Origin of the sequence: Methanosarcina barkeri str. Wiesmoor (genome assembly GCF_000969985.1) — an archaeon.
Classification (GTDB): Archaea; Halobacteriota; Methanosarcinia; order Methanosarcinales; family Methanosarcinaceae; genus Methanosarcina; species Methanosarcina barkeri_B.
Genome location: NZ_CP009526.1, coordinates 4,055,550 through 4,078,510, shown reverse-complemented (window position 1 = coordinate 4,078,510; position 22,961 = coordinate 4,055,550). Strand labels below are relative to the sequence as shown.

The 22,961-nt window shown below is 37.5% G+C and carries 12 protein-coding genes and 1 tRNA gene; 6 read left to right on the top strand and 7 right to left on the bottom strand.

Annotated features, from left to right (window positions below; translation table 11 throughout):
• Nucleotides 1-101: 101 nt before the first annotated feature.
• Both MSBRW_RS16685 and MSBRW_RS16680 read right to left on the bottom strand, forming a co-directional pair.
• Nucleotides 102-1,886, bottom strand: coding sequence for an ABC transporter substrate-binding protein (locus tag MSBRW_RS16685; RefSeq protein ID WP_048102717.1), 1,785 nt, complete (start codon nt 1,884-1,886; stop codon nt 102-104).
• 342 nt (nt 1,887-2,228) lie between these two features.
• Nucleotides 2,229-3,233: a PHP domain-containing protein gene (locus MSBRW_RS16680; RefSeq protein ID WP_011306608.1), complete on the bottom strand. Its 1,005-nt coding sequence runs from the start codon at nt 3,231-3,233 to the stop codon at nt 2,229-2,231.
• Between the two features lie 756 nt (nt 3,234-3,989).
• Between MSBRW_RS16680 and MSBRW_RS16670 the strand changes: the two genes are divergently transcribed.
• A complete protein-coding gene (locus tag MSBRW_RS16670) occupies nt 3,990-4,460 on the top strand; it encodes a hypothetical protein (protein WP_230669828.1) in 471 nt (156 codons plus the stop codon).
• Nucleotides 4,461-4,615: 155 nt separating this feature from the next.
• Here MSBRW_RS16670 and MSBRW_RS16665 read toward each other — a convergent pair whose 3' ends face one another.
• Nucleotides 4,616-5,503: a follicular epithelium yolk protein subunit gene (locus MSBRW_RS16665; RefSeq protein WP_011306610.1), complete on the bottom strand. Its 888-nt coding sequence runs from the start codon at nt 5,501-5,503 to the stop codon at nt 4,616-4,618.
• Between the two features lie 335 nt (nt 5,504-5,838).
• On the opposite strand from MSBRW_RS16665, the gene MSBRW_RS16660 reads away from it, so the two are divergent.
• Nucleotides 5,839-7,203 (top strand): NAD-dependent succinate-semialdehyde dehydrogenase, encoded by a 1,365-nt coding sequence (locus MSBRW_RS16660; RefSeq protein WP_011306611.1) that lies wholly within the window; start codon nt 5,839-5,841, stop codon nt 7,201-7,203.
• A gap of 65 nt (nt 7,204-7,268) precedes the next feature.
• Nucleotides 7,269-7,646 (top strand): hypothetical protein, encoded by a 378-nt coding sequence (locus tag MSBRW_RS16655; protein WP_011306612.1) that lies wholly within the window; start codon nt 7,269-7,271, stop codon nt 7,644-7,646.
• A gap of 1,311 nt (nt 7,647-8,957) precedes the next feature.
• On the opposite strand, the gene MSBRW_RS23685 is transcribed toward MSBRW_RS16655, so the two are convergent.
• The gene (locus MSBRW_RS23685) at nt 8,958-9,581 is read right to left on the bottom strand and encodes a restriction endonuclease (protein WP_011306613.1); all 624 of its coding nucleotides are present in this window, start codon (nt 9,579-9,581) and stop codon (nt 8,958-8,960) included.
• 886 nt (nt 9,582-10,467) lie between these two features.
• On the opposite strand from MSBRW_RS23685, the gene MSBRW_RS16645 reads away from it, so the two are divergent.
• The 3 genes from MSBRW_RS16645 to MSBRW_RS16635 all read left to right on the top strand — a co-directional run bounded on the left by MSBRW_RS16645 (nt 10,468) and on the right by MSBRW_RS16635 (nt 15,289).
• Nucleotides 10,468-11,463 carry a hypothetical protein gene (locus MSBRW_RS16645; protein ID WP_011306614.1) on the top strand — a complete coding sequence of 332 codons (996 nt, stop codon included), beginning with the start codon at nt 10,468-10,470 and terminating at the stop codon, nt 11,461-11,463.
• 150 nt (nt 11,464-11,613) lie between these two features.
• Nucleotides 11,614-12,948 carry a DNA double-strand break repair nuclease NurA gene (locus MSBRW_RS16640; RefSeq protein WP_011306615.1) on the top strand — a complete coding sequence of 445 codons (1,335 nt, stop codon included), beginning with the start codon at nt 11,614-11,616 and terminating at the stop codon, nt 12,946-12,948.
• 553 nt (nt 12,949-13,501) lie between these two features.
• The gene (locus MSBRW_RS16635) at nt 13,502-15,289 is read left to right on the top strand and encodes an ATP-binding protein (RefSeq protein ID WP_155398487.1); all 1,788 of its coding nucleotides are present in this window, start codon (nt 13,502-13,504) and stop codon (nt 15,287-15,289) included.
• Nucleotides 15,290-15,460: 171 nt separating this feature from the next.
• Here MSBRW_RS16635 and MSBRW_RS23680 read toward each other — a convergent pair whose 3' ends face one another.
• The 3 genes from MSBRW_RS23680 to MSBRW_RS16620 all read right to left on the bottom strand — a co-directional run bounded on the left by MSBRW_RS23680 (nt 15,461) and on the right by MSBRW_RS16620 (nt 22,814).
• Nucleotides 15,461-17,293 carry a S8 family serine peptidase gene (locus MSBRW_RS23680; RefSeq protein WP_230669826.1) on the bottom strand — a complete coding sequence of 611 codons (1,833 nt, stop codon included), beginning with the start codon at nt 17,291-17,293 and terminating at the stop codon, nt 15,461-15,463.
• Between the two features lie 1,508 nt (nt 17,294-18,801).
• A complete protein-coding gene (locus tag MSBRW_RS20505; RefSeq protein WP_011306618.1) occupies nt 18,802-20,649 on the bottom strand; it encodes a PKD domain-containing protein in 1,848 nt (615 codons plus the stop codon).
• A 2,090-nt stretch (nt 20,650-22,739) separates the two neighbouring features.
• Nucleotides 22,740-22,814: transfer RNA gene (locus MSBRW_RS16620), tRNA-Pro, on the bottom strand.
• Nucleotides 22,815-22,961: the final 147 nt, after the last annotated feature.

The following is a 22,961-nucleotide window of genomic DNA, read 5'->3' as shown; positions in this document are numbered from 1 at the left end:
TCTCTGATATCGCTCTTTTTACCCTGTTTTTGCTATCTTTGATATAGCTCTTATTTTTTTGCTTTCTTCTGGTGTAAGATTTCTTCTTCCGAGACTAAGGTTTACGCCTCCACTTTCGTTACATTTGTAAAAGTATCCAGGTTATATATCCCGTAAAGGGGATCCGCGTACCAGCCTTCGAAGTGCCTGTTAAATGGAGTAACCGACTTGCTCCAGTAGAGGGGAATTGCAGGCAGATTTTCCGCATAATAGTCCTGCAGCTCGTATGCATAATTCTGAAGTTCTGCAGAATCCGTAGTTGCAAGGATGTCATCGCAGAGTTGCAGGAACACAGGGTCTTCTACGTTATGCATAACTCCCTGGCCTGTCCGCCTGGAATCAAAGTAGCCGCTTCCCCAACTTGAGTGCATAAGCATACCCCAGGGAGTGGAACGCGTTACTGTCAGGTCATAATTGTAACTATCTTTAAGAGCAATCCAGGTATCTGAATCTACAGTTTTGAGGTCTGCAGAAAGCCCGATATTTTCAAAATATTCATCGAGAAGTTCACCTGTGCGGGCGTAATTAGATCGGATGAGGATTTCAAGCTTTATGTCTTTTCCATCTTTTCCTTCCAGTATTCCATTCCCATTGCTGTCCGAGTATCCGGCTTTCTCCAGGATCTCTCTGGCTTTTTCGGGACTGTATTCCAGTTTTTCGGTTTCCTTATAATTTTCCATGGATGGCGGCACAAAACCACGATTTGGAACTTCTCCATATCCAAGGGTTTCAAGCCTTGCAAGCTCTTCATAATTTATGGCATAGGCCAGAGCTTCCCTGAATTCCTCGTCTGAAAACGGGGCTTTTTTCAAATTGGGGGCAAGGAAAACAAGCCCGATGCTGGTCTTTTCCATGAAGTCAAAATTCCCAGTTTTTTCAAGTTCCTCAATACTTGAGTAAGGGTACGATCCTGCATATTTATAGTAAGTGTCAGCTTCTCCATTTTTAAGGGCTAGAGTGGCAACATCCACATTTGAGTAAAAATGGATCTCGACAGTTTTGAATTCAGGATCCTTTCCTTTCCAGTAAGGGTTTTTCTCAAAAACTAGTTTTCCGGCATTGAGGTCTATCAGTTTTAGGTAGTAGGGCCCGCAGCCAACATAAGGGCCGTTGTTTGTGTATTCTACTGGATCATCGATATTTTTCCACACATGAGCAGGAAGGATATCATAGGTTGCAAATTCCATACTGACTCGGTTGTAGGGCTTGTTAAATTTGAAGGTCACGGAATTGTCGGCATCTGAAACTGTTGAGTTTTCCAGGGTATCATTGATCCAGCTTGCCCAGGGGGTTTTTTCGCCGTAGTAGCGGATTGAGAACTCAACATCTTCTGGTGTTACTTTTTCTCCGTCGCTCCAGTAGAGGTCATCTCTGAGATAGAAAGTCCAGCGCGTGTTATTTTCCGATACACTGTAATTCTCTGCAAGCTGCCCTACAATATGTCCGTCCGCATCCATTTTCATGAGTGGTGGGTTTGAAAGATGAGCAAAAACTCCCAGACCTGTATCCCCAACCAGGGACGCAGAGTCTATTACGTCTGGAGTTGCGATTCTCAAAATTGCTGTCTCAGAATCTGCTGACTGCTGAATGTCTGCAGCGCCGATTTTGGAAATTTCTCCTGAGCTCTGTAGTTCTCCTTCTCCTGAGAACAGGCTTTTTACATATGTGATAAACCGGTCAAAAAATCCTTCTTCCGAGGCTGTTTGATTGTTTTCAGAATCTTCCTGCCCTGCCGCTCCTAAAGAAAATATGGTTGAGCAAAAAGTAAGAACAAGTATTGTAAGGATAATCGTTCGCTTTAATCTTACTTTTAATCCCAATCCCATAAAGTGTTTTATTTGTTTCATCTACTGCTTTCCCCTTTTTGAGCTCTTATCATCCAGGTTTCAAAAACATTCCTACAGACTGCAAATATGTTTACAGGCTGTAAATATTCCTACAGATCCCAATTACATCTTGAGTAACATTCCTAATCTTCGAATCGGGAACTTTTCCCATCATAGTAACTATTAACAATAATATCTTAGATAGTAGTTAAAAATAATACTAATAATTAATTTTTTATGCTAAATAATTTAAACAATTTCATAATATAAACTTTTTGATATTTACTTATCCAAAAAATAGACTGGGGAAAGCTCTTTTTATGCAGGCTAATTCAAGTCATTAAAAAAATGAAAACCGCACTTTTAATTTTGTTTCTCGATTTCAATCTGTCTTTCAATTTCCCTTGCCAGATTCTCTGCCGAATGAATGTAAACTGATGCAGGAAGCCCTGTATTTGAGATCATATAGAGCAGGTTCATTGCAGTTCTGTTAAGTTTCGGAGAGTAATTTAATAGCTCACTTCTAGAAATCTTGACCATTGTATCCAGAGATTTTATCCCAGTAAGGTAGCTTTCTACGTCCCTGTTTTTCTGGCTTTTTTCAAAAATCAGATCTATCCAGGTATTCATTTCGTCGATCAAAAGCTCTCTGGTAAGATCTTCGGGAACGATGTAACTTTTTCCCTGCGCTACGTTTTTGAAAAATTCATTGAAATTATCTCCTTTTGCAAGGGTGTATACTTTACCAATTCTTCCTGTATGAGTGTCGGTTGTCGCGGCAATACCTTTGCCAAGTTTTTCCGCAAGAGCAATTGTAAGTTCGTTTTTCTGCTTGAGTTCGTGCATATTGTACTCCAGTACAGGGAAAAGTTTTGCTAGCCTGGGGACTGAAGACGGATTAGGTTCACTGTGAAACTCAAACCAGAAAGGATGGTTGTAAATAAAAGGAAGTTTATGCCGCCTGAGGTATTTAATAAAGCTCCTCAGGTCGTGTTCGATTTCCGTAATTTCCATGAGCTCAAAGAACTCTTCCCTGTCAAGCTCAAAAACGTTAATATGAAGTGAATGCCCTGCAAATTCCGGGTCATATATACTTATTTCAACCCCAGGGACAAGCTTTTCACGATCCCATCCGAGGATTTCATATGCATCAATGGTATCATGGTCTGTAAATGTCACGTAATCCATTCCCATCTTTAGAGCCTTCTCATAAAGGCTCTCAGGGTGCAGGTCTCTTACAGGAAGCACATCAAAGGAACAGGTTGTATGAACGTGCAGGTCTGCTCGCCTCCATCCCTCTTCCATAAGCTCGACTGCTTGTTCCGGAGTTATCAGTTTCTCCTCGTAATTTCTCGGCCCTTTCCCCATAGGCGTAAAACCTTGTACTTTTATCCAGTTTTGATTATTTTTAATAAGTTTTTAATTTATCCCCAATATAGTATATTCTTTTTTTTAGATTAAGGTTTTCCGGAAGAATTCCTGGAAAAATTACAAGCCTGCAAATGAAATTTTTGTGTTGAATGCAAATTCAGATCCAAACTCTTCAAAGGTAAGCTCCAGTGGTCAGTACCCAAACAGCTTGGAAAATACAGATGTTTTGCAAAAGACAATGAGATCCTGTTCTATGTTGTGATAGGATTTGGCGGTAAAGCCAGAAGACCTGAAAGAATGTTCTGTATTTCCCTAAAAGAGGCAAAGTACCCTGCACCTTCTACAGAGCTTGTTGAGAAATTCAAACGTAACTCAAAAAAGAAATTCTTCTGGAAAAACGGGATATTGAAATAATTTCAAACAGGATATTGAAGTAATTTCAAAAGGGATATTTAAATAATTTTAATGGTTTAATTTCCTCCTCTTACTTAATTTTCTAATTTTCCTGTCAACTTCCTGAGGCGGCAGAATCAGTAAATAATTGCTGAATAACAGTTAATTGCCGAATAACAGGTTAATTGCTGAATAACAGGCAACGGCTAAAAACTAAAGAAGAAAGAAACATATTTTGTGGGAACTGCGTGTAGGAACTGCGTGTGGGAACTGACGATATATTTTAAAATAATGAAACATAATTTGTTTATATACACTGTATGGGGGGATATTACGGGACTTATTGGCAAACTTAAAAGAGTGGCTGAAGTCTTAAAAGAAGACGAATCCGTAGAAATGGGAAATGATTTTGAAAAATATGTTGTGAACCTTTTTGACAATAAATATTTCTCGATTGTGCAATGGAGTACAGACATTATGCGTAAGCATGACAGATTTGTGGAATCGGATACCGGTCCGGATCTTATTGTCCGTTATCTCCCAAAAGACGAAGTTTTTTGCGTTGAATGCAAGTTCAGGTCCAGCCTTTTTGAGGGTAAACTCCATTGGTCCAACCCTCAACAATTAAAACGTTATCAGGGCTTTGCGAGAGAAAAGAAGCTTCCTTTCTTTGTTGTCATCGGATTTGGTGGAGACTCCTCTTATCCGGAAAGGATGTTCTGTATCTCTCTTAAAGAAGCAAAGTACCCTGCACTTTATCCGAGTATATTCGAAAAATTCGAGAGAAAGCCTGAAAAAAGCTTTTTCTGGAAAAATGGTATCTTGAATTAACTTATATAGAGCTTACGCAGTTGAGCGATAAAATCAGGGCATATCCAATCTTATTATAATTACTGACACTTGCTCTTGAGTGTTTTCCATTTTCGTTTAAGTTCAACTGCATGAACTCTATAATGTTCACTGCCAGGTCTGCACTTTATATGCATTTAAACTGCTGTTTTAATTGGTACTTTTTCAACTGCGGGTTTATTAGCCACCAAAAATGTTGCCTTTAATTGACCCTGCGGATTTCTTAGTTCTATTTTTGCGTCTGAGTAGTAGCCTATCTCGATGTCTTCTGTAAATTCTCTGTTAGTCGAGAGACTGGCAGCACTCATAACGCCAGTAATAGGAAGAGACCAGAAATGGTGGTCTTTGTAAGTCGGGTTATAATTGACAGCTGTACTGCCTGTTAGATGGGCCATGTAAACAATCCTCACCTTCATTACACCTCGGCTTGCTGACAGTACAGCTTCAATTGACTCGCCAGGTTCCAATTCTACACTTACTCCTGAGCTTGAGCCGACTGTAATGCTTTTGCTTTCAGATCCGCCTTGCCCCCAGGAATGGCTGTAAGACATTGAGGTTTCTCCTCCTCCACCGGCCCCCAGGAAGCTGACATCATATGTAATCTTCTGCCCTACATCGATTGTGTCCGTCTGAGACCAGTTGCTCTCCGTGGTATTGGTTACCTGGTCCGAAATGCTGGCATCGAAAGTGGCTTTCTTTGAGCTGCTATTGACGAATTTCTTGGTTGCCACTATTACTGGTTCTGAAGTGATCTCAGTTATTTTTGCGCTCTTGACATCCAGTATCGTCTGAACCTCACTCCAGCCGTATGTTTTGTAGAGGTCATCCCAGGGAGTAGGGCTGTGAAGATAAGCATCATTAGGTTTCTTTCCGAAATACTTTTCAACTGCACTTTTAAGACCTGCATCTTCAATGTCAAATGTCTTTCTCTCTTTATCTGTGATAATGTGCTGTACACTTCCCGAAGCGCTGACGTTTGAAGTTGCTGCGTCTGCACCCGCCTTTATGCTGATTTCAATTCCCATACTTTCCTGTATGAAACCAATTCAATATAAATTTTCTTAGGGTGTGTGAGAGGGTGTGAGAGGGTGTGAGAGGGTATGTGAGAATATGTCTTTGGTATTTCTCCCTCTAAATACTCGCGAGAAAATATCTGAAAAAATATATAACCATCATACCGAGGTCCCTAAGTAGAAACTGCAAATTCTACACGAGTTTATTTGAATAGACAGGCAGCCTTTTCCCATAAAATATCTACAGCTCAAATTTAACATATTTCTCCCTCTCCTAATTTTATTTCTCCTTAATTTATAATACTGGAAATCTCAATACTACTAATAACTCTTTTTTGGGGAAGAGTATGAAACTTAAATCCATTAACCCTTATACGGAAAAAATAAACTGGGCTTATGATTCCTTTTCTATCGGGGAATGCAGAGCCCGTATTGAGAAATCCAGAACTGCTTTTTCCTTATGGGATTCACTGCCTGTAGAGGAAAAGGCGAAACATTTCAAAACTGCTGCCGAAATTCTTCGGGAGAGTACCGATACTTATGCTGAAATTATTACAAAAGAAATGGGGAAACCTGTAAGGCAGTCCAAGAACGAGGTTCAGAAATGCGCCCAGCTCTGTGATTATTATGCAGAGAACTCGACTGAACTCCTGAAAGACGAAATTGTAGATATAGGAACTGAGAAAAGTTATGTAACCTTTGAACCTCTGGGAGTGATTTTCGGGATCATGCCCTGGAATTTTCCTTTCTGGCAGGTTTTCAGGTTTGCAATACCTGCGATGTGTGCAGGAAATGTCTGTGTGCTCAAGCACGCTTCAAATGTGCCAAAATCGGCGCTGGAAATCGAAAATATCCTCCTTGAGGCCGGATTTCCTGAAAACGTTTTCAATACTCTGTTAATTGACTCAAAAACTGCCATGCAGATTCTTAAAGAAGAGCTGGTGGACGGGATTTCGTTCACAGGCAGCGTGGGCGCAGGCTCGAAAATCGGAAAACTTGCAGGGCGAGGTATCAAACCTGTAGTACTGGAGCTTGGGGGCTCGGACCCTTTCATAGTTCTTGAGGATGCTAACATCGAGAGGGCTGCTCAGGCAGCTGTAAAGTCCCGTTTTCTAAATGCCGGACAAAGTTGTACTGCTGCCAAACGATTGATTGTCGTAGAAGATATCGTTATGGATTTTATCGAGTCGTTTGAATTCAAAGTGAAGGAACTGAAAATCGGAGATCCCATGGATGAGAAAACCGATATTGGGCCTCTTGCAAAGAAGGAATTCCTCGGGAGTCTTGAGCGAGTATTAAAAGATGCAAAAAAGAAAGGTGCAAAACCTCACGTTTACGGAGAAGAACATAAAAAGGGGTTCTTCTTCAGGCCGACCATCATTCCTGCAGCCAGTACGGATATGGAAGTGTGCAGGACTGAAATTTTCGGGCCAATTGCCCCGGTGATCACGGTAAAGGATGAGAATGAAGCCGTGGCGATTGCAAACTCCACCGAGTATGGGCTCGGGGCGAAAATCTGGTCAGGAGATCTGGATAGGGCTGAAAGGCTGGCAAAAAGAATAAAATCCGGGTCTGTATCTATCAACGGAATGATCAAATCCGATCCGAGGCTTCCTTTTGGCGGGACTAAAAAATCCGGGGTGGGGCGAGAACTCTCACACTATGGGCTCAGGGAATTTGTGAATATAAAAACTGTTGTTGTTAATAGATAAACAGGGGTTTTAAGGTCCATATTGCTAATAATATAATTATTGTTCAATTTAAGGGGGGAAATATATTGTCCGAATTAGCTGAGCAGGATGTAATGTCAAGATTAACCAGGCTGGAACAGAAAATGAATGACCTGGATAGGAGTGCGGACGCTCTGATAGATGAATTAGAGAGCCTGGAAGCTGTAGCCAGAGAATTAAAGTTGACAGAATTGGTAGATAAATTCGATGAATATCTTGAAGAGGTAGGGCGAATTAAAGAAGACTTAAGCTGCAAATTATCGGACGAGATCGAAAACGAACAAATGAGGGAACTGGTAGATGCAAGGATGAAAACTGTACCAACAGATATCGAAAATCTAAAAAATGAATATAATTCTACTCGCGGTAAACTGGCAGAGATCCGAGAAGAATTAAGAAAAAGCAGATCGAGTAAGTCAGGTTAAGTATTCAAGGGCTTTAAGCGGTTGAAGAATTTTTTTTCTGCAAACCGTATTAAAATACTATTAATATAATATTATTGGAAGAGTGTTAGTATGATCTAACAAAAATGTCCAGATTTATATCCAGATTTGCAAATTTTTGATTTCTGATTATGTCCTTATGGATCTGTAAATACTGAATGAAAAGCACTAATAGCTGAGTTCAATTACTCATATCGGGATAATTGATGTTAAGGATTTTTGCCAAAAAAACACAAAGTGAAAAAGCCTCTATATATTGATTTTATCTTGGTGCCGGGCTCATGCCTGGAGGCTGCAGGGCATAATTTTCAGGATAAAAAGGAAAGGAGAGGAAATTAAAGAAAAAATGAAATTGTTTTTCATCAGGGTGACTTCTTTCGTTTCAATACCAGCAACGTAAGGGCTACAGTCACAGATGCAAATATCCAAAATATAACGGTAAATGGGTTTATTGCTTTTTTAAGCACGTCTATTTTTTTTTCTAACCGTAGCGGGTTCACTTAGTCCATCTCCACAAAATCTTTGGCTATGTAATCATATGCCTTAACTATTATTGAATTATGCCTTAACTATTATTGAATTATGCCTTAACTATTATTGAATATTAGTACCATTAGCAAGAGTAACGGATATTGATTTAGATCTATTCGATAATAGAGCTATCCGAAAAGTCAGTAATCGGATGTTATAATAATTATAATTGGTCTAAATATTTGTGTATCTATCCCGGCTTTATATTTTTTACATTTTCAAAATAACAGTAGATAACTACTTTCCGTATGGACTCTAAATCGCGGGATGATTTTTTGTTTTCATGAAATTCTCGGGTTCTGTTTAAATTTCTACAAGATTTGCCTCTTTTTAGTATGAAATATCTATTTTTTGTATATGATATCTCTTTTTAGCATAAACTCTTCGTGATCCAGCAAGTATATACCTTTCTAGTGAAAGGTAACTCAAATTTGAGGCAACTTACTAATTAAATGATCAATTTAATATAAATATCATATCATTTGAAATGATTATATTCAACATTACTACATAAAAATAATAAACTGTGATGGAATTCTGATAATATGTATCCAGTGGAAAATTCTCTTACTTCTTAATTATTTTTTCTCTAACTATGCTTTTCCAATCTCAATTGTTCTGTAGCAAATAAGAATTGAAAACCTGAGAAAACAGATATATTAATAGAGATCAGTTAAGCCGGAAGAATGACCAGATAGCCAGCTTAGCGAAGTCACACAAAAGCAAGCAGTTCACATTAAAATCCTGGTCCACTTTCAAAGTTTAACTCGGGATAGTATTAATCAGCTTTTCAAGTCCATTTCTATCAACTAAATCAATAAGATTCGCTTCAGCTAATTGTTTGGCAGAATCGGTAAAATAACTATTCGTAACTACTATACCTTCGGTGCATTTGTAAAAACCTTTTGCAGCTACAACTTCCTGTACTGCACTGTTTGATACCTTACCCGAGTATCGTTTGACCTGAACAGCGATTTTTGTTTTTCTTTTTGACGTTAGAATAAGGTCTGCACCCTGATCACCTGAAAATGGAGTGTGATAGACTGAATATCCTAGTTGTTCATAAACGTATTTCATAAATTCTTCAAATTTGTATCCATCCATTTCATCAATTTCGGCTAATGTGGGTAGTTCTAGTTTTGGTGGTTTTTTAAAAATTTGTTTTACAAACCTATGCGGTAAGTGGATTAAGAAACTGAAAAATAACCACAATGATTTCAGTAAGTGGATTGAGAAACTAAACAGTTGCCATATTGCTTTCAGTAAGTAAATTGGGAGACTAAACAGTAGTTTTATTGATTTTAGTAAAAGATATAACACAATTTTAAATGTTTCAGTAATAAAGTGATGTTGTTTTCTTCGTTTTCCTCTCTTTCCGATTTTCATCAATCTACTTCCTTCTGTTTTTAAGAGCCTGCCGAAAGTCTATGATGCATGTTGAAAAGTCACAATAAGTCTATAATATCAGAGTATCCATTCTGGCTTTGCATCCTACTATTGTAAAAGTTACAGTGGATAACCACTTTTCGGATAGGCTCTAAATTACGGGACAATTTTTGGTTTTCGGAGAGGTCTCAAACTTTTTTAAAATTTTAGTGAAAATTTGTATTTATTTAGTATGGTATTTGCATGGTGTGATACAGTAATGCCTCTCTAACGAAAGGAAATTCAAATCTAAGAGCAATTTACCAATTAAAAGAATAGCTTAATATAAATATACTGTCGTTTGAAAAGCCTGTTCCCAATGCTAAATTCAATTGTTCTGTGGTAAGTAAGAATTGAATACTTAAAAAAGCAGGTCGACTTGGTTAGAGATCAATTAAGCCGGAAGGGTGAATAAGTAAGTTAACTTAATGAAGTAACACAAAAGTAAGCTGTTCATATTCAGAACTTAATTCTGGAAAGCAGTAAATCAAATATGAAATTTTTATCCAAAGTTATTGGCAATAAATGATGGTGAAAGTTTTGGTAGAGCATTTAGATTTGGCATGTTGGTATCAGTAAAACATTACTGATATATAGACCGCTCATTATCTAGTGATTTTTGTATTCCTTGATTGAAAATCTGAATTCACAAGAAGATTCCAGTTTTCATCAAAATCAGTATTCAACATCTAAGACTTCAACCCTGAAATTGTATTTCAAGGATTGTGACCAATTACAAAATCTAGTGATTTTTAATTTTATGTTCATCACTGGTTTTTGATACTGAGTCCAAAAATTTCATAAATTTTATTTACTTCGAGTCTTAAAAGATGATGCGTGATAAATATTGATGATTCCTAATTGGTTAGTGCAAGGTGTTGTAACTGGAATTATACTCCCTATTATATATTTTCCAGTCAATGCTTACTTATCCAATAAATTTAGTAATGACCTGCCTGCAGAAGGAAAAAACGCGTATAAAAATTTTTTAATTAAGAATTCAAAACCTATAAATGATCTTTTTCGTAAATTAGATGAATATAAAAACAACACACAAATGAAATACTTTTATTTTCTTGAAGGAATGCCACTAGGAATCATGTGCTCTATTATTTTACTAATGTTCTCTTTTTTTCTTTCTCAATTAAGAGAACTTAATAAATTTGATTTTTTCTTACCATATTATAATTATGCTTATAATGGACAAAAGGACATTGATCTTGTCCGTATAGTTCTGTCTCTTAACGTTTTTACCATCATTATAACAGCACTTATATTCCTTTTCATAATTTTTTCACATTTCAAAGGATATACGAATCCTAAGGTTACAGAGAAATTGTCATTAACGAGATGGTCAAAATATATTCATTACTCATATTGGTTATCAACAGGTTTAATAATTGGACTTAATATGAATGAGTTATTATTTGTTATATCATTTAAGAATCAATTCATCAAAGTAATAACAAACCTTCCAAATTATAAGATATTTGTTTTATTAATTTTGTATTTAATATGTTTGTTTTCTAGCTGGTTTTGTATATTTATTTTATACGATCAAATTAATGATTTTTCAGATAGCGTGAAGCAACTGATAACTGATTTTTATATTGATGATTTTCCTTATATAAGAGTTAAAACAAACGGAGAAGACATTAGTGGTAAAATTGACGATATACACAACGAAACGTTGATAATTTTAAAAGAAGTCTGTTCCCTGAAAGCTATACGTTGGGATCAAATAACAACGATGGAAATAGAAAAACAAGGCGAAGACAGTAAATTGAGTATGAGACTCCTGCCCAAAGTCACCGAGAATAAGCCTTGGTGGAAATTTTGGTAAAGAAATAAGACTTTGTACAGTAATTTAGAGAATTTCCGTAGAAAAACAAGTTTACACTTCCTTATTCCCATCACACATTTTCCAGTAAAGCACCTTTTTTCTCCTTTCCATTCAATAAATATATAAGACTCCTCAAAGTATCTTTTATCCATGACCCTTGAGCCCGTGCATATGCATAAAATCTCGGAGCTTGCAAAAAAGATTGACTGCTCGTTTGAGTCTGAGGAGGTAAAAACAGCTTCAGATATCTATTCTCTGCTTGAGGAGCTGAGGCTCGATGGGAAGGTCATTCTTAAAGCAATAGACAGGCTCTTTCGCGGGATTGTAAGGACTCAACTAATGGCACAGGGTGAAGACCCGTATCCGTTTACTTATGCCTGCGATAGCGGAAGTACCAACCCAAGGACTTATGACAGTGGGCTTTTTGTAGATTTCTGCCACTGTGGGCTAGCTTCAACGCCTACTAATCTTGATATCCAGAGATTCCGAACAATCGTATGCGCCGCTTATTCTTCTTCCCAGAGGGTATCCATGCAGGCTAGTGCAAGTTGGGAAACCTTTGATGAAGGGTTTGGAAGGGCAAAACTGGTTACAATCGCGCCTGACGAGTTAAAACGAAAAGCTCCTGACATTGTGCACAGTTTTGCCATGTACCTGGCAGAATCCGAACATATCCTTTTCATGAAAGACAGGATAAAGCCTGAAAGCTTTTTCATAATGGACGGGCCGATTTATCCAAAACAGCTAATGTACTGGATGGTGCTGGACGACGAGGACGTGAGAGTCCGGCAGAACAACGATGCTCGAAAAATCCTCCAGAATTACATTGATATAATGGACCATTTCCTGAAAAACCGGCAGCCTGTGATTGGGTTTGTAAAAAATCCAATTGACATGCAGATTATGGACAGCGTCCGGAAAAAAGGGAACGCTTTCGACCTTCCCTGGATGCTGGATTCGCAGTTTTTCAAGAATCTGCTCTCCCTGGAAAAAGTTGACAACGCTTCAAGACACGGGGGACGAAATTCGAACAATAACGGGAAGAACGGCAAGCACAACGGCTCCAAAAACGATTATATTACTTACACTAACTGGTTTTTGCAGCCCAACAGGTTTTACGAAAAACTGCTTAACGGGACTTCACCCCTTGCAGCCGCAGACCCTCTCCAGCAGGAACTAAGGCACAATTTCCCGTCTGAAGATTATGCTCTTTGTTTTTTCATGCTTTATGTGCCCTACAAAGATGTGGTCTTCAAGGTCGAAGCTCCATATGGGCTTGTTAAAGACGATTCCCTCCGCATGCAAATGACCAAAAAAGTGCTCTTTGACCTTTCTTTGTATGGTTTTCCTCTTACCCTCACAAAAGCAGACCATCTGGCAAAAATCAGGAAAGTAGAGAGGGAAGAGATTGATAAATTCTTTGAAAATATGAATCCTGATACTACTTACAATGACACCCGGTGGAATAAGATTAATGAAATATGAAAATGTCGACATTTTTACTTTTAACTCTCACAAACCAAAAAAGGAGCCAACTCCTGTAGATTCAGGAACGGAAGAAAACGCAGGTTCAAAGGAAAGTCTTGCTGAGATAAGAAAGGAGAGTCTTGCTGAGTCAAGAAAGGAAAGTCTTGCTGAGATAAGAAAGGAAAGTCTTGCTGAGCCAAGAAAAGAAAGTCTTGCTGAGTCAAGAAAGGAAAGTCCTGATGAGCCAAGAAAGGAAAATCCTGATGAGATAAATCCTGAAAACAGGAATATGAGCAAGACAGTAAATTCCGTTGAAGATGCTCCCAATCTGGTCACCTCTAATCACGTTAACTCTATACCCACACCCGATACTGAAGAAATACTGCAAGCTTCATCATCTGAGAATCTAAGTAAAGATTGTCAGAATGATCTATCAGATCATATTTTAAAAACCGAATCAAATATCGAATCTGATGTTCTTTCAGGCCCTGGCGAATCAATTTTTAAATCTTCTTCTCTACCCAGAACTGCTCCTGTATCTAAGCCTGTATCTAAAAATGCTTCTCTATCTATTTCAGATCTATCTCTTGAATCCGAAGTTCTCGGGAGTTCCGGAAAAGAAGCTTTCCCATTTGAAGGCTTTGCCGGATGTGATGATAATGTCCTGAAGGCTTCTCCGGTTTCAGAAGCTTTCGGGATTGTCACTACAGGTATAGAACCCCTTGAATTAACTCCTTCAGGAGCTGTAATCACAGGTTACATTACATCAGCTCGACGGGATGAGATAAGGCTGGGAACATATGTTGTTGTGCCTTACGAAAACGGAGAAAAACTCTTTGCCAGGGTGGGAAAACTCCAGTATAGGCAGGAGTTTGTGGTAGACGATGCAACTGAAATTCATTCAAGGCGCATGCTCAGTGCCCTTGGAAACCCTGTAAATGAAGACGATTACAAGTTCCTTGCCTGTCTTGATCCGCTCTGTATTCTTTACCGAAAAGCCGAAGGCAAACTCACTCGGCGGATGGCAGACCGGATTCCTCACCCTAACACTCCTATCCTGCCTGTTACTGACAGGCTTGAAGTCCAGACAGGGCTTAACATTCCTGAAGACGGAATCTTTCTCGGCCACCTGAGTGTAGGAGGTGAGCTTTTAAAAACCAATTCCGAGCCCGAAACGGTAGCATATTACCTGAGGAATGACTATTCCATGGGTGACCCTCTTATTTTCAGGCATATGCTTATTTGCGGGAGCACAGGGACAGGAAAAACGTTCCTCTCTAAGAATATCCTCCGCCAGTTCATGAATGAAAACAACAGGTACAGGCTGCGGGGTTCTCCTAGCAAAGCACGGAAAAATCCCTGCCTGGTAATTATGGACCCTCAGGACGAATATTCACAGCTTTTCGAGGATAACGAAAACCTCACTGAGGACGATAAATTCCGGTTTGAATCCGAAAATGTAACATATGGCCGGGTACTCTCTACAAAGGCTTTCGTGGCAAAAGTCGATGGGCAAAGATATCCCGGGGATAAATCCAGAGCCGAGCAGATTGAGTTTACAATTCCTTTTTCGCTTGTAGAACACAATTCCTGGCTTATTGCAGCAGCCGGAATGTCAGAACTCCAGTATATCGGGCTTGAAGTGCTTCTTGGAGATTTCTTCAAGTCAAGTGTACCCCATACTTACCAGAATTTCATCAACCATATTGATAATGAAGGTACCCGTTCCTACTATGTTGACAGCGGGAAGCTGCACGAGTCTTCATACGATGGGATTGTAAGAAGGGTAAGAAGTCACTTTTTCTCGAAGGTCTTTGACCGGGATGCGACTTCAATTACTGAACTTGTGGATAAGATCTTCAAACCAGGGCAGGTTTCGGTTTTCCCGACCGAATATATAAGTGCTCCGAGAATTCGCGACCTCATAGTACTCACAATTATGAGCCTGATAGTGGACAACAAATTAAGTACGACTGGAAATGAAGCTATTAAAGAAACTCCAATAATTCTTGCACTGGATGAGGCTCATCGGTATCTCTCAAATGCAAATGGGGAACACTCTCGCCTTATTATTTCACGTTTTGCAGATGCAGCTCGTCAGGGACGAAAAGAAGGACTGGGACTTTTCTTAATTACTCAGGACCCTCAGGACATCGATGACACGGTTTTCAAGCAGATAAATACGAAGCTGATCCTTAACCTAAATAATGACGCAGCCATTACGTCTCTAAAAGTTCCGAAAGAGTACGAGCGGAGAATTCCTTATCTTAAGAAAGGACAGATGATAATTCACTCCCCGGATAACAGTGATATCGTGGAGATAATCGGGCTTTCAAATTGTGTAGTCCGTCATCGGTGATCTTTATTAGGTCTGATGATCCCAAGATAAGATAGTCACTCAAAATCTCAAAGAAAAAGTCACTCTCAAATCTGATAAGACAAGGCAAAGGTGATTCTGTTATCAGATTTGATAAAATAATTTTCCCACTCCCTTTAGCTCTGATTTTTTCTCTTTTTTCAATTTAAGGGTTTATTTACTTTCAGAGTATATTCCTGGTCTTGTATTTGTTGTCACTTTTATGTAGTTTATCTTCTTTGTAGTACTTTTGCCTGCAGCATTGCTTACTGTAAGTGTAATCTTATATTTTCCTTCCTGTAAATACTGATGCGTTGGATTCTTTTCTCTTGAAATTGTTCCGTCTCCAAAGCTCCATTTCCATGCAGTGGGGTTTCCTGAACTCTTATCAGTAAAGGCAACAGTTAATGGGGCTTTTCCTGAGGTAGGAGATGCAGAGAATGCAGCAGTAGGTTTTGAGATTACTACTATGTAATCTGTTTTTGTTACCGTGTTCTTGCCTTTAGCATTCTTTACTGTCAAGTTAACAGTATATGTTCCTGCCTTTGAATATTTATGCTTTGGATTCTGGAGGAATGACTTTGATCCATCTCCAAAATTCCATCTCCATTTAGTCGGCGTTCCTGTGCTGGTGTCAGTAAAGGCAACTGTTAATGGGACTTTTCCAGAGGTCGGTTTTGCATAAAAGTTTGCAACAGGTCCTTTGCCGAATACTGCATCATATGCATCGATCCGGCCTGAACCGTAATCATTATCCTTTCCTGCCGATCCAAGATCTACTGCTGTACTTTCTAATTCCTTCTTTACTTCAGCCGGCGTCATAGTCGGTTTCTTTTCCAGAATTAATGCTACAGTACCGGAAACGTGTGGCGCTGCCATGGAAGTTCCATCCCCATATGCGTATCCGTCTCCTGGATATGTTGAAGGAATAGACACACCAGGCGCAGAGATATCGGGTTTAATGTATGTCTGATCATCTAGAGTGACAGGACCTCGGCTGCTAAAGTCTGCTATTGCATCGGAGGAATCCGTTGCACCGACAGTGAGTGAATTGAGTTCATCACCCGGGCATGTGATTGTGCCAGATCCATCACCATCATTGCCGGCCGCTATAACAGGAACTACACCTGCCGCCACTACCTTGTTTATCATGGTTGTAAATAACGAATCATGTTCTGGAGATCCGCCGCTAAAACTTATAATACGGGCATTATTATTAACTGCCCATTCAAAACCAAGAATACAGGTGGATAAATATCCATCACCTTCTGAATCGAATACTTTTGCTACAAGCAGCTTTGTACCTGGTGCAACTCCTGTTTGTATCCCATTATCTCCGGTTCCTGAAACGATTCCGGCTACATGGGTACCGTGCCCGTTATCGTCATAAGCAGACGACTGCGAGTTTATATAGTCAACCCAGCCTACAACTTTAGGATCATTTGTACTGGGATTGTCATCAAGATCGTCAAGATCGGGGTGTGTTGCATCAATTCCTGTATCCACGACAGCAACAGTTATTCCTTTACCGTTTATACCTTGCTGCCATACTGCAGGCGCGTCAATCTTATCCACTCCCCATGCATTTGTGGATGCCGCAGTTGACAGGGTAGTCGATGCTGCTATTTTCTTGAAAGAAGGTTCTGATTGCCCTACTATAGAGACGACTTCGTCAAGTTCAATCTTCGAAACGTCAGATCTTCCGGCAAGAGAAGCTAAAACTTCAGGGTTTACCTTGGCGGCAACAGCATTGATAATTTTGATAGGTTTTATTTTATTTACTTTGTTTTTTGATTTTTCATTCTCAAGAAACTTTATGAGATTTTTCTGTTCGCTCTCAATTTGATATTTTCCAGCAGCAGTATTAAACGCAATCTTTTGATTTGGTAGCGTTATAATCACTGGAATTTGTTCATCTCCTGAAATTTCAGTAAGTTTAGAAACTACACTTGCTGAGATCTTATCGTCTGAGTTTATATTGGGGGACGTGTTTATATCTCCAGCCAAGGCGGTAAATGAAAATAGAGATATTAATAATAATGATGTACATATGACACATAACAGTTCAGAAACAGTTTTTCTTAACGGTTTCAGAATTTTTTTTTCCACATATTCACACTCCTTTCCAAAATTATTCCTTTATTATTAATAGATATGGCTTTCTGTAGAACCAAATCACTTGGGTTTTCGGGCCCTGCATTCAAGAGAATTAATGTAAATAGCTGTCGAGTAACTATGTTTTTCTGTCTGATATGCAGGCGTTAAACTTTATTATAGAGTTCAGAATCCTTATAGAGATAAGTGTCTAATTATAAAATACTTCTGAGTTTGAAAGGTCTACTACTGTTTAATTTAATTCAAATATTTTTAAAAATAGAATAAGTGTGAATATTTAATTGTGTCAAGTCCTGAAAAAAGCGTCTTTCAATACAAAAACTTAGAAATCAAACTCTTAAATTGAATCTCAGAAATTCCAGTAGTGTGATTTTTTAAGTTACATATCGATAGAAAAGTTAGAATATAAAGCAGATTGGCTCGGTAAAACTATCTTGAGAATAGGGCAGTTTGAACCTCCTTCTAAATTTTGTAGTATTTGTGGATATTACAACTCTAATCTGACTTTTTATATTAGATAACGGAAATTCCCCAATTGTAGAACAAAACATGATAGTGGCATCAATAATGTAATCAATAACAAAATGTGATAGTGGCATCAATAATGTAATCAATATCAAAATTTTACTTTAAAATCAAAATTTTCTAGTTATCTGACACCTACAGAACGTGTGGAAGAGCTTGAGATATATTCTCAAAAGAGAAATGGATAAAACAAGAACCCATTTTCCGCAGTATTTTTTCGAAAATCAATATTTTTCCTGATAGCATTTTTGGAACAGATATAAGTAATTTAAATTCTTAATGGAATTTAGTGAAAATTGAAATATATCGTTTTTGATCTCTAAATACACCATATAGTTGTTTTTGCCTTCTGCATAAAAATCCAATAAATCCATACTAAATTATAAATCGATAGCAAGAAACATCATGAAATATGAAATTTTATTGTGTCAAGTGGGCAAGAAGCTTCTCCCTTGGAACTGAGCCTTCAGGCGAATTTCAGGGAGAGGTGGTTCACTCGCTTACCCTTACAATTTATATTTCTATCATCTGAAATTTGTAGTCGTTTAAGTCTAATCACTCAATGTTTGATAACTGTTCTTTCAAAGCCAAATTCTTTATTCAGACTACCCAGAAAGTTGATTGATATCAATTTTTATGAAAACAGGGAGTTCGACTACTAACTGATTACGTATGAAAAAACGTAATCAATCTCCAGCAATCAAAGAAAACGTACTCACAGTAATTTGTACTTTACAGTAATTTGTACATTGGATTTTAATAACGATTGCGTTGATGTTTTTTTATCCAGGCTGAATAGTTACGTTTTATAAACAATTTCCCCACTACCCTTTAGTATTGATTTTCGATTTTTTCAATTTAAGGTTTATTTGCTTTTATAATATCCTCGGTCTTGTATTTGTTGTTACTCTTATGTAATTTATCTTTTTTATAGTACTGCTGCCCGCAACGTTGGTTACTGAAAGTATAATCTTATATTTTCCTTCCTGTAAATACTGATGTTTTGGATTCTGTTCTCTTGAAATTGTCCCGTCTCCAAAACTCCATATCCATCCAGTAGGAACTCCTGTACTTTTGTCAGTAAATTCTACCGTTAATGGCAATTTTCCAGTGGTTGGGGTTGCGGAGAATTCAGCAACTGGTTTTGTTACAACTGTTATATAGTCTGTTTTTGTTACCGTATTACGGCCTGCAGCATTCTTTACTGTTAAGTCAACAGTATATATCCCTGTCTTTGAATACTTGTGAATCGGATTCTGGAGGAATGACTTTGATCCGTCTCCAAAATTCCATCTCCATGCAGTGGGTGTTCCTGTGCTTGTGTCAGTAAATTTAACCTTTAATGGGGTTTTTCCTGATCCTGGAGAGGCTGAAAACGCGGCAATCGGCTTTACAGGAGCTGTTTTTACAGTTATATATTTCGTTATTGTTTTCATATTTGTTCCTGCTGCATTCTTTACTGTTAAGCTGACCGTATATTTTCCTGCTTTACTATATATGTGTAAAGGATTTTTGAGTGTTGAAGTTTTTCCATCTCCAAAACTCCAGGACCAGGAAGTTGGTGTGCCTGTACTCTTATCCGTGAAACTGACTTTCAGCGGAGCATTTCCTGAAGTTTGTGATGCACAGAAAGCAGCAACAGGTGTTTTTTCGTTTTCTAGAGTCAGGGTATATATGTTGTTGTTTCCTCCCCTATTAGACCAAAAAGCAATTTTTTTGCCGTCTGGACTCCATACCGGAAATGAATCCGAGGCTGGGTCTGATGTTAGCTGCACTTTGTTTTTTCCATCAGCATCCATAATCCATATATCTTCATTTCCAGCTTTATCTGACACAAATACAATTTTACTTCCATCAGGTGAAAACACAGGAGAATTATCATTTGCCGAATCTGAAGTGAGTTGAATTCTACCGGTGCCGTCAGCTTTCACAATATATATTTCCGAGTTTTCATCTTCGTAATATGACTCATTTTTCCCGGCATAATATACTATTTTTGAGCCATCTGGAGCCCATATCTGTGACTGTCTGGATTGAGTTTGATGAGTAATTAATCCATACCGAAAGCTGGTCAAATCTTTACCTACCTTTCCAACGTCAATATAGTAGTCAACGTCAGCTGGTCCGTGCGCACAAATTGCTATTTTTGACGCATCGGGCGATAGGGCGATACCGTTAGCAATGCCCATGTTCCCTATGTTATGTTTATTAGATCCATCAGAATCCATTTCCCAATAGGAGCCCCCAATCTCTTCATAAATCTCAGCATAGAGTATTTTTGAACCTGTAGGAAACCAGGTGTATATATAATAATATCTGTACCAAATGGTATCAAGCAATTGTTTTTTCCCTTCCCCGTTTGAATTCATTATCCATAAATCACTCCTGGGCCCCGCAGCGGTATCATATCTGTTTTCAATATATGAAATTTTGCTTCCATCTGGAGACCAAGCGTAATCGGATGTAAAATTCTTTCCCTTTGTAGAGGTTAGTTTCATTTCTCCTGTGCCATCTGAAAACACCTTATACAGCCCGTTTTCTCTTGAAAAAAGAATTTCCTTTCCATCCGGGGACCAAACTGGGTTTGAATCAAGCGCAACATTGGATGCCACTTTTGTTAACTTCTCAGCTTCTAGGTCATCAGCCACTGCTACGTTTGATGCCATGATCACTAGAAAGATAAAAACTATTGACAGATATATAACTCTTGGATTGATTTTCACGATATTCCCTCACTTTCACAAGTACAGATCTTCTTATTTTCATAAACCCCAGTCGGAGAATTCTGTTCTGCCAGCGAAAGATTACCTGCCTCATCTCAGGTTCATAAAAATAACCAGGAGAATTTGCTGTGTTTCAGGGTTGTTTGCTAGGTTAAAGTCTACTGAATTACAACATTTTCCATCTGTTTTCAGTTATGATAATATGTTGAAAGTGTTACTTAATACAGCATTTTCTCTAAGCTAGATGTTAAAAACTCTGTATGTACCCTTATTTTGGTAACCATTTCAGAGTGGCCAGTTTCTTTACCTGAGTATGAATTATTCATCCCCCTTTTACTAATGTTGTGCTTATTTATTTAGCACTATATATCACGCTATATAATATACACCCTTAAATTCTCTTATATTTCCCTATTATATATAATTTCCTATAGTTTTTTATATATTCACAGTTAACTCATTCAATTTATATAGAATTGTATTATACTATATGTTTTATAGTCATATTTCTATATGTTTAAAATGTATAAATGTGGTCTGACGTTGTCATGCATATGCAAGGCAGATTTTTAAAAATCAAGAGTGCGCGAACCTCTTGTAGATTTCCTAATTTTTGCTTAGCTATGTCATTTAATTGACCGGCTCTGAAAGTCAGTTCCTAATGACTGCAATTAAAGTAGCTCAAATTCAGTAGAACAAGCGAATCTGATCATTTTTGATATCTGTTAAATAATTACTTACTGTCCCTCTATAGAAACTTTGCTATATTAACCGGTGACTTATTTTGCAACTGTGTGACTATAGCTCAACTGTGTTTATTATTGGGACGTATTTTGCATTATTTTAAATAATCCCCACACTATAACTAATATAAAAAATATGTAGACCGATAATTTAATTCATTTGCCCAAGTGTTACCCAGAAAACGTCCATTTTTTCCCAAAAAACTCATCTTCATTTCCTCTGTTTTTTGATACATAATGATAGTTAACATATAAAAAATGTTTGTATTAATTTCACTTGTTCTCGGGATATCTTATGATTATTTAATATTTAGATGCTCATTCTCCAAGGGAAAACACTATTATATGCTATTTTTTATGTGACCTGCTGACAAATATAAGTATAAGGCTATCCCAAAATCAACTTTATTCTCAAATAAATGAAAGTTTCATAATTATTTTCATTATACGAAGCTCGATTAAGGCAGTATACGGCAGTATACGGCAGTATATTGTTTTGTTATAATATCACAAATATTAAGAGGTTTTTAGGGAAAATACAGCTTCAGAAAATATATTCTCTATACAGTATAAAAAATCTGACGTTTAATTTACAGTACAGGCTGTCTCAAAATTATGTCTGATCGTACATTTGGGTTAGAATCCTCATAATCTTTATATTTATTGAGTTCATCCCAAAACCAGTTTTATACTCAAAATTGATACGAATTTCAGAACTATTTCCCGTGATCAGAAACTCATTGATTATTCTTAATCCCATATTTGAAAAAGAAGTTTTGAGTTATGGGATAGGCTCGTAAATTCGTGGCACTACTTTTTATCTCAATTATAAAATTAAACACAGTTTTGAGACAGCTTGTTAAAATGTGTATTTTCCAATTTTTTTATTTCGCTACAAAATTAAATTAATACGTAAAATTCAATACTGATTTTTAAACATTTCTATTTTATTTTATAGTTTTTATAATAATTTTTTATTTTGTCTAGTTTAGTAGAAATCTGGCTTGAATAACATAATTTGTGTGGGAACTGCAGTGCCTTTAGGCACGAAAAATAGTAAATATGACTTTAAAATTTCAACTCAGTGTAAATAAGTTAAAAACCAAATTGTAAATTCAGTAAAATTGAAAGGCGAACAATTATACCTAAGTTTGTCCAAAAAATAGATTTTCCTATTTTGCAAAATTTGATCAACAATCCTATTTTGCAAAATTTGATCAACAATGCATGTTTACTATCTAAAAATTGTATGGGAGCGTTGTATATATGGAAAAACGGTACAAGTTCCAAAAAAGAATTATTAAAAGAAAACAATTATTAAAAGAAAACAATTTAAAAATATGTATATGGGATAGCGCGGATTTGAACCGCGGTCCAAGCGTCCCAAACGCTCGAGGATGGACCAAGCTACCCTACTATCCCAAGGGGTACTTCCCTTCAAAGGATATTATCCTTTATATAGCTTTCGTTAGAACATGGGTCTGTCATGCTTTCTCTAAAAAATTCTTCTGGAAAAATCAAAACTCATTTTGCCTGAAAACTCTTTCTATGTAATCTTCTAAAATTTCT

Excerpts from the sequence above, each read along its gene's own strand:
- MSBRW_RS16685 (WP_048102717.1), bottom strand. The coding sequence starts at position 1,886 with ATGAAACAAATAAAACACTTTATGGGATTGGGATTAAAAGTAAGATTA.
- MSBRW_RS16680 (WP_011306608.1), bottom strand. The coding sequence starts at position 3,233 with ATGGGGAAAGGGCCGAGAAATTACGAGGAGAAACTGATAACTCCGGAA.
- MSBRW_RS16665 (WP_011306610.1), bottom strand. The coding sequence starts at position 5,503 with ATGGGAATTGAAATCAGCATAAAGGCGGGTGCAGACGCAGCAACTTCA.
- MSBRW_RS16660 (WP_011306611.1), top strand. The coding sequence starts at position 5,839 with ATGAAACTTAAATCCATTAACCCTTATACGGAAAAAATAAACTGGGCT.
- MSBRW_RS23685 (WP_011306613.1), bottom strand. The coding sequence starts at position 9,581 with ATGAAAATCGGAAAGAGAGGAAAACGAAGAAAACAACATCACTTTATT.
- MSBRW_RS16640 (WP_011306615.1), top strand. The coding sequence starts at position 11,614 with ATGACCCTTGAGCCCGTGCATATGCATAAAATCTCGGAGCTTGCAAAA.